Source organism: Mycobacterium sp. TH-M15, from assembly GCF_057473705.1.
Genome location: NZ_JBYCLB010000098.1, coordinates 1 through 8,210, shown reverse-complemented (window position 1 = coordinate 8,210; position 8,210 = coordinate 1). Strand labels below are relative to the sequence as shown.

Here is an 8,210-nt window from a genome sequence, read left to right as displayed (position 1 = left end):
GAACTCGCGGACCACCTCGTCGGCCTGCGCGTAGGCGGCGCCCTTGCCGAGCACGATCAGTGGTCGCCGGGCCGAGGCGAGCAGGCTGATCGCGTGGTCCACCGCCTCGGCTGCCGGCGCCTGCGCCGGGGCGGGGTCGACAACCCGGAAGATGGTCTCCGCGGCCGCGGCGCTGGCCAATCTCTGGCCGAGCACCTCACCCGGCAGGTCGAGGTAGACGCCGCCGGGCCGGCCGCAGACCGCGGTGCGGATCGCCCGGGCGATGCCGAGACCGATGTCCTCGATCCGGCCGATCCGGTAGGCCGCCTTGGCGAACGGCCGGGCGGCGTTGAGCTGGTCGAGTTCCTGGTAGTCGCCGCGCTGCAGGTCGGCCATCGCCTGACTGCCGGATCCGGAGATCTGGACCATCGGAAAGCAGTTGGTGGTGGCGTTGGCCAGCGCGGTCAGGCCGTTGAGGAATCCGGGCGCCGACACGGTCAGGCAGAACCCCGGCCGGCGGGTGAGGAAACCGGCGGCGGCCGCGGCGTTGCCCGCGGCGGCTTCGTTCCGGAAGCCGATATAGCGGATGCCGGATGCCATCGCGACCCGGGCCAGGTCGGTGACCGGGATGCCGACCACCCCGTAGATGGTGGCGACCCCGTTGAGCTTGAGCGCATCGACCGTGAGCTGGAATCCGTCGGTGCGCTCGTTGGGCGTCGCCATGTTCGGCTCTCCTGCCGGTCGCGGGGTGGGTGTCGCCTCCCACTCTTCCCCAGCGGTGCGGCGACGGCCAACCCGTACGCTGGGGACGATGATGTTCGTCGATCAACTGCACGCCACCGCGGCCGCACGACCCGAGGCCACCGCCCTGGTGGTCACCGCAGACCGGGTGCCGATCACCTACTCGGAGCTGTTCGGCCTGGTCGAGGATTTGACGGCGAGGCTGCACCGGGCCGGTCTGGCCCCTGGCGATCGGCTGGCGTTGCGCGCCCCCAGCGATGCGGTGTTCGTCGTCGGTCTGCTCGCCGCGCTGAACGCCGGCCTGGTGGCCGTGCCGCTGGATCCGGCACTGCCGGTCGCCGAGCAGCAAACCCGGATGACGACGGCCGGCGCCCGGGCCGTCCTGGTCAGCGGTGCGGCCGAGCCGGAGCCGTCACCGCCGCGCTGGCCGGTTGCGGTGACATCGGGCCCGGACCGCGCCCCGTCGATCGATGCCGATGTCGCCGCCCCGCCGCAGCCGTCACCGGGCACCCCGGACGGGCTGCACCGCGACGACGCGATGATCATGTTCACCGGCGGCACCACCGGAGCGCCCAAGATGGTGCCGTGGACCCAGGACAGCATTTCCGGCGCGGCCGCCGCGATCGTCGACACCTACCGCCTCGGCCCGCAGGACGCCACCGTCGCGGTGATGCCGCTGTTCCACGGCCACGGGCTGATCGCCGCGCTGCTGGCGACCCTGGCATCCGGCGGTACCGTCCTGCTGCCGGCCGGCGGCAGGTTTTCCGCGCAGACGTTCGTCGCCGACCTGCAAGCCGCGAACGCCACCTGGTTCACCGCGGTTCCGACCATCCACCGGATCCTGCTGGCCCGCGGGGCGGTAGCCGGCCATGCCGGGCTGCGTTTCCTGCGCAGCTGCAGTGCCCCGCTGGACCTGCCGACCGCGCAGCGGCTTTCGGCGGAGTTCGGCGCACCGATGCTGTCCGCCTACGGGATGACCGAGGCCACCCACCAGATCTGCAGCGTCCGGCCCGCCGACCCGGCCACCGATGCCCCCGGGCTGGTCGGCCGGTCCTCCGGACCGGACATCCGGATCGTCGACGACGACGGCCGGCCGCTGCCGCCCGGCGCGGTCGGCGAGGTGCGGTTGCGCGGCCGCACCGTGGCCCGCGGTTACCTGGGTGATCCGGCGATCACCACGGCGAACTTCACCGACGGCTGGCTGCACACCGGCGACCTGGGCTCGCTGTCGGAGGACGGGCAGCTGGTGCTGCGCGGCCGGATCAAGGAACTGATCAACCGGGGTGGGGAGAAGATCTCGCCGGAACGGGTCGAAGACGTGCTGCTGGGCCACCCCGGCATCGCCGAGGCGGCGGTGATCGGGGTGCCGGACCCGATCTACGGCGAGACGGTGACGGCGGTGATCGTGCCGACGGCGTCGGCCGCGCCGAGCGTCACCGACCTGACCGGGTTCTGCGGCGACCGGCTGGCCGGCTTCGAGATCCCGGCCAGCATCCATGTCGCCGATGAACTGCCGCACACCGCCAAGGGGTCGGTGGACCGGCGCGCGGTCGCCGAGAAGTTCGCGACCGGTACGCGGCGATGAACGCGCCCTTCTCCTGGGATCTGCCGTATGCCTGGCCGCGTACGCCCGTGCTGGCCCGCAACGTGGTGTGCACGTCGCAGCCGCTGGCCGCCCAGGCGGGGCTGCGGATGCTCGCCGACGGCGGCAACGCCGTCGACGCCGCGTTGGCCACCGCGATCGCGCTGACCGTGGTGGAGCCGGTCTCCAACGGCATCGGATCCGACTCCTTCGCCATGGTCTGGGACGGCACCCGGCTGCATGGGCTGAACGCGTCCGGGCGCTCGCCGGCCGCCTGGACCCCGGAGTACTTCGGCGACGCCGGCGTGCCGGCGCTCGGCTGGAATTCGGTGACCGTGCCGGGCGCGGTCTCCGGCTGGGTCGAGCTGCACACCGGGTTCGGTGCGCTGCCGTTCGAGCGGCTGTTCGAGCCGGCGATCGGATACGCGCGCAACGGGTTTGCCGTGTCACCGGTCATCGCTGCGCAGTGGGCGGCGCAAGTGCCGTTGCTTGGAGACCAGCCCGGGTTCGCCGACGTGTTCCTGCCCGCCGGGCGGGCGCCGCAGCCCGGTGAGCTGGTCAGGTTCCCCGATCATGCGGTGACGCTGGAGAAGATCGCGGCGACCGGGGGCGAGGCGTTCTACCGCGGCGAGCTGGCGGCGAAGCTCGAAGCTCATTCCGCTGCCCACGGCGGGGTCATGCGCGCCGCCGACCTCGCCGCCCACCGCGCCGACTGGGTCGGCACGATCAGCCGCGACTACCGCGGTTTCACGGTGCACGAGATACCCCCCAACGGTCAGGGCATCGTCGCCCTGGTCGCGCTGGGCATCCTCGAACACTTCGACCTGGCGTCGCTGCCGGTGGATTCGACCGACGCCGTGCACCTGCAGATCGAAGCGGTGAAGCTCGCTTTCGCCGACGCGGCGGCCCACGTCGGCGATGCCGATCACATGGCGCTCGCCCCCGGCCAACTCCTCGACCCGGAGTACCTGCAGCAGCGGGCGAGCCTGATCGACCCGCGGCGGGCTCGGCCGGCGACCGCCGGCACACCGCGCGGCGGGACGGTGTATCTCACCGCCGCCGACGCATCCGGGCAGATGGTCTCGATGATCCAGTCGAACTATATGCCGGGCTTCGGCTCCGGCGTGGTGGTACCCGGCACCGGCATCTCGCTGCACAGCCGCGGTTCCGGTTTCGTTGCGACGCCGGGGCATCCGAACCGGGTCGGCCCGAATAAACGCCCGTACCACACCATCATCCCGGCTTTCTTGAGCAAAAACGGCGCTCCGGTGATGAGCTTCGGCGTGATGGGCGGCGACATGCAACCGCAGGGCCACATCCAGGTGGTGACGCGCATCGTCGACCACGGCCAGAATCCGCAGGCGGCATGCGACGGTCCGCGCTTCCGCTGGGTGGACGGCCTGCAGGTCAGCTGCGAGCGGAGCTATCCGACGGCGACCCTGGAGGGTTTGCAGCAGCGCGGTCATCAGCTGATCGCGGTCGACGACTACAACCAGTTCGGCAGCTGTCAGGCGATCTGGCGCCTAGACGACGGCTATCTGGCGGTCAGCGACCCACGCCGGGACGGTCAGGCGGTCGGATTCTAGAGCCGGATCCTGCCCTCGGCGGCGGCTAGGCCGATGTCGGTCCGGAAGTGACTGCCCGGCAGCCGGATCGACTCCAGGATGCGGTACGCCGCCACGCGGGCGGCGGCCAGGTCGGCGCCGGTGCCGACCACCGACAGCACCCGGCCGCCGGACGAGACGATCGCCCCGTCGCCGTCCCGGCGGGCGGTTCCGGCGTGCAGCACCCCGTCGGCGTCGGCGCCGACGATCACGTCGCCGACCCGCGGACGGCCCGGATAGTTCTCCGCGGCCAGCACCACCGTCACCGCCGCGCCGTCCCGCCAGCGCAGCGGCCCGAATCCGGCCAACCCACCGGTGGCGGCGGCCTGCAGCAGCTGACCCAGCGGCGAGTCCAGCAGCGCCAGCACCGACTGCGTCTCCGGATCGCCGAACCGGCAGTTGAACTCCACCACCGCCGGCCCGGACGACGTCATCGCCAGGCCGGCATAGAGCAACCCGGTGAACGGGCAGCCGCGCCGGACCAGCTCGGCCGCAACGGGTTTGATCACCTCGTCGGCGATCCGGGTGGCCGCCGCCGCGGAGAGCCACGGCAGCGGCGCATAGGCGCCCATGCCGCCGGTGTTGGGTCCGACGTCGCCGTCGCCGACCCGTTTGAAGTCCTGCGCCGGCAGCAGTGGCAGCACCGTCTCGCCGTCGACGATGCTGAACAGCGAGAGCTCCGGGCCGTCCAGGAAGGATTCCAGCAGCACCGGGTGACCGGCCTCCAGCAGACCGGCGGCGTGCGCGCGGGCCGCGACCCGGTCCGACGTCACCACCACCCCCTTGCCGGCGGCCAGGCCGTCGTCCTTGACCACCCAGGCGGGCTCGCCGGCGTCCGGGCCGAACCGGCTCAACGCCGCGTCCAGGTGCCCCGGGTTGTCCACGATCTCCGAACGTGCCGTGCGCACCCCGGCGGCGGTCATCACGTCCTTGGCGAACGCCTTGGACCCCTCGATCCGGGCGGCGTCGCGGGACGGGCCGAAGCAGGCGATCCCGGCCGACCGGACCGCGTCGGCGACGCCCAGCACCAGCGGCACCTCCGGCCCGATCACCACCAGGTCGGCGCCGATCTCCCGGGCCAGCGCGGTCACCGCCTCCCCGGAGCCGATGTCGACGTCGTACCGGTCGGCGATGAGTGCCGCACCGGGGTTCCCCGGCGCAACCGCGAGTTTGTCGACCCGCGGGTCTCTGCGCAGCGCCACCAGCAGCGCATGTTCGCGGGCGCCGGAGCCGATCACCAGGACGTGCACAGAGCAACACTAGCGGGACGGAGTAGCAGGACAACGATGACAGCAACGCATCTCGATTATTGATGCTATGCTGTCAACATGCGCACGACGGTGACGCTGGATGCCGATGTCGAGCAGTTGCTGCGACGGCGGATGGCCGAGCGACAGGTGTCGTTCAAGCAGGCCCTCAACGACTCGATCCGTGAGGGCGCTTCCGGACCGGCTCCCGGGCAGCGGTTCACCACCCGCACCGCCGATCTGGGTGTTCCCGGGGTCAACCTGGACCGCGCGTTGCAGCTCGCGGCCGAGCTGGAGGACGATGAGCTCGTTCGCCGGCAACGCCGACGGGCGTAACCACGGTGAAGGTCGTCGACGCCAATGTCCTGCTGTATGCGGTGAACACCGCCAGCAAACACCATCGTCCGAGTCTGCGGTGGCTCGACGGCGCGCTGTCCGGGGCCGACAGCGTCGGATTCGCCTGGGTGCCGCTGTTGGCGTTCGTTCGACTGTCCACCAAGGAGGGGTTGTTTCCCCATCCGTTGCCGCCGGAGGAAGCGATCGGCCGGGTGGCCGACTGGCTGGCCGCGCCGAGTGCCGCACTGCTGAATCCGACCGCCCGGCACGCAGACGTCCTGGCCGGCATGCTCGCTCTGGTGGGTACCGGCGGCAACCTGGTCAACGATGCTCACCTTGCCGCATTGGCCGTCGAGCATCGCGCCGAGATCGTCTCCTATGACAGTGATTTCGGACGGTTCGACGGCGTGCGCTGGCACCGGCCCGATTCACTGCTCTGATCCTGAGCGCCGACTTCAGGCGTCTCCGGCGTGCTTGCGGATCACCTGGTCGACATTGGCCTTCTTCTCTTCGGTCTTGTCCGCGCCGGCCGCCTTTGCGCGTTTGGCGATGACCCGTTCCACCACGCCGTTCAGTCCGGACCCGAGCGGGAAGCCGACGTAGTGGGTGATGAAGATCGCCAGCTCGCGCAGTTCGTCCGCGGTCATCTCCTCGTTGTGCAGCGCGGCGTTGACCTGGATCTCGGCCAGGTCCTGCTGGCCCAGCGCGGTGACCACCGAGAGGGTGATCAACCGCTTGTCGCGCATGGAGAGCCCCGGGCGGGTCCAGATCCGGCCGAACAGGTGATCGACGGTGAGCGCGAAGAACTCACCGGGCATGTCCGGCATCTCCCAGGCGTAGACCTCGTTCATCTTGGCCAGGCCGGTGCGCCGCAGTTCGTCCATCAGCGTCTCCAATCAGTCGTCGGTGTCGGGTACGCCGAGCGCGTCGGCGAGCCCATCCAGCGCCGCCTGCGCCAGCGGCAGCGCCACGCCGGTCGCTTGCCCGAGCTCCAGCGCCAGCCGTAAGTCTTTCTCGCCGAGCCCGCGGGTGTGGGTGAACGGCCGGTACAGCAGATGCTCCGCCGGCAGCGGCGCCGCGCTGTCCCGGATCATTACCACCCCGGGCCCGCCGGTCAGCGCGTCGGTGTGCCGCACCACCCGGCCCAGCGCCTGCAGATCCAGCCCGGCCGCCTCGGCCAGCCGCATCGCTTCGCCGGCAGCGGCGTAGCCGGTGAACGTCAACATGTTGCGGGCCAGCTTCATCCGGGTTCCCGCGCCCGACGCCCCGGCGTGGATGACCAGCGACGCCCATTGTTTGAACACCGGCTTCACCCGCTGGTAGACGTCGACGTCGGCGCCGACCATGGTCGCCAACTCGCCTTTCGCCGCGGCCCCGGCGCCACCGCTGACCGGTGCGTCGATGACGTGGATGTCGCGCGGCCCCAGCTCGGCGGCGAGTTCGACGGCGGTGTCGTCGCCGATGGTGGAGTGGATCGCCACCACGGTGCCCGGCTTCGCGGCGGCCGCCAGCTCGGCGACCACCGTGCGGACCTGGGCGTCGTCCAGCACGGTGACGCTGACGATGTCGGCGGTGGCGGCGATCTCGGCCACGCCGCCGGCCGCGGCAGCCCCGGCGTCGACCAGCGGCGCCATCGCCTCGGCCCGCACGTCGAACACCGTCAGCCCGCCCGGCCAGTCGGCCAGCCGGGTGGCCATCGGCGCGCCCATGTTGCCCAGCCCGATGTACCCGAGCCTGGCCTCGGAAGTCATGACCGGGTGATCTGTCCGCCGTCGACGTTGAAGATCTGCCCGGTGATCCACGACGCCTGATCCGACAGCAGGAACAGGCACATGCCGACCACGTCGTCGACGGTGCCGATCCGGGCCAGCGGCAGCTGCTGCACCAGGGTCTTGACGATCTCCTGCGGCGTGCTGGTCCGGTTGGCCTCGGTGTCGATCGGGCCGGGGGCGATCGCGTTCACCCGGATGTTCATCCAGCCCAGCTCGCGGGAGAGCTGCTGGGTCAGCCCGTTGATCCCGATCTTGGCCAGCCCGTAGTAGTTGGAGTACATCCACGCCGCGGTCGACGACTGGTTGACGATCGCCCCGCCGCCGCGTTGCTGCATCTGCGGGTAGACGGCGCGGGTGCAGGCCAGCGCCCCGTCCAGGTTCACGCTCATGAACCGCTTGTAGTAGTCCCACGGCACGTTCAGCAGGGTGTCGAGTTTCATCCCGCCGAAGATCGCGGCGTTGTTGACCAGGTAGTCGATGCCGTCGAACTCGGCGGCCGCCCGGTCCGCCATGGCTTTCGCCGAATCCGGGTCGGCGACGTCGACCTCCACCCCGATCGCGGTGCCGGCGTTGCCGACGATCTGCTTGGCCACCGCCTCGGCGCCCTCGGCGTTGATGTCGGCGACCACCACCGCGGCGCCGTCGCGGGCGAGCGCCTCGGCGTACGCCTGCCCGATCCCGCCGCCGGCGCCGGTGACGACGGCCACCTTTCCGTCGAACTGTCCCATCTGGCTGTCCCCTTAATTCACCGCTGTGGCAATTGCTTTGGTCTCCAGGTACTCCTCGAACCCGGCGACCCCCATCTCCCGGCCGGTGCCGGACTGCTTGTAGCCGCCGAACGGCATGTCCGCCGAGTACCAGACGCCGCCGTTGACGTTCACCGTGCCCACCCGGAGCCGGGCGGCGACCGCGGCCGCGCGCTCCGGGTCGGCGCCGTAGACGGTGCCGG

10 protein-coding genes are annotated in these 8,210 nt (G+C 71.2%); 4 read left to right on the top strand and 6 right to left on the bottom strand.

Going from position 1 to position 8,210, the window contains the following annotated elements; genetic code table 11:
- On the bottom strand, nt 1-702 hold a 702-nt coding region (locus AC2VNT_RS02480), incomplete at its 3' end, for a thiamine pyrophosphate-binding protein (protein WP_486945347.1).
- A gap of 88 nt (nt 703-790) precedes the next feature.
- On the opposite strand from AC2VNT_RS02480, the gene AC2VNT_RS02475 reads away from it, so the two are divergent.
- Both AC2VNT_RS02475 and AC2VNT_RS02470 read left to right on the top strand, forming a co-directional pair.
- Nucleotides 791-2,305, top strand: coding sequence for a FadD7 family fatty acid--CoA ligase (locus AC2VNT_RS02475; RefSeq protein ID WP_486945346.1), 1,515 nt, complete (start codon nt 791-793; stop codon nt 2,303-2,305).
- On the top strand, nt 2,302-3,888 hold the full coding sequence (locus tag AC2VNT_RS02470; protein ID WP_486945345.1) for a gamma-glutamyltransferase family protein: 1,587 nt from the start codon (nt 2,302-2,304) through the stop codon (nt 3,886-3,888). The genes AC2VNT_RS02475 and AC2VNT_RS02470 overlap by 4 nt, the downstream gene beginning before the upstream one ends.
- On the opposite strand, the gene purD is transcribed toward AC2VNT_RS02470, so the two are convergent.
- Entirely contained in the window at nt 3,885-5,156 is a 1,272-nt protein-coding gene (gene purD, locus AC2VNT_RS02465) for a phosphoribosylamine--glycine ligase (RefSeq protein ID WP_486945344.1), read from the bottom strand. The two genes, AC2VNT_RS02470 and purD, sit on opposite strands and share 4 nt — an antisense overlap.
- 78 nt (nt 5,157-5,234) lie before the next feature.
- Here purD and AC2VNT_RS02460 point away from each other — a divergent pair, with 78 nt between their 5' ends.
- Together AC2VNT_RS02460 and AC2VNT_RS02455 are read left to right on the top strand one after the other, a co-directional pair.
- Entirely contained in the window at nt 5,235-5,489 is a 255-nt protein-coding gene (locus AC2VNT_RS02460; RefSeq protein ID WP_486945343.1) for an antitoxin, read from the top strand.
- A gap of 5 nt (nt 5,490-5,494) precedes the next feature.
- On the top strand, nt 5,495-5,929 hold the full coding sequence (locus AC2VNT_RS02455) for a TA system VapC family ribonuclease toxin (RefSeq protein WP_486945342.1): 435 nt from the start codon (nt 5,495-5,497) through the stop codon (nt 5,927-5,929).
- Nucleotides 5,930-5,944: 15 nt separating this feature from the next.
- On the opposite strand, the gene AC2VNT_RS02450 is transcribed toward AC2VNT_RS02455, so the two are convergent.
- The 4 genes from AC2VNT_RS02450 to AC2VNT_RS02435 all read right to left on the bottom strand — a co-directional run.
- Complete coding sequence (locus AC2VNT_RS02450) at nt 5,945-6,373, bottom strand: carboxymuconolactone decarboxylase family protein (RefSeq protein WP_486945341.1); 429 nt, start codon at nt 6,371-6,373, stop codon at nt 5,945-5,947.
- Between the two features lie 12 nt (nt 6,374-6,385).
- Entirely contained in the window at nt 6,386-7,240 is an 855-nt protein-coding gene (locus AC2VNT_RS02445; RefSeq protein ID WP_486945340.1) for an NAD(P)-dependent oxidoreductase, read from the bottom strand.
- Entirely contained in the window at nt 7,237-7,989 is a 753-nt protein-coding gene (locus AC2VNT_RS02440; protein WP_486945339.1) for an SDR family oxidoreductase, read from the bottom strand. Before AC2VNT_RS02440 ends, AC2VNT_RS02445 begins: the two co-directional genes overlap by 4 nt.
- 12 nt (nt 7,990-8,001) lie before the next feature.
- Nucleotides 8,002-8,210: aldehyde dehydrogenase family protein (locus AC2VNT_RS02435; protein ID WP_486945338.1), on the bottom strand; the 209-nt coding region annotated here is incomplete at its 5' end.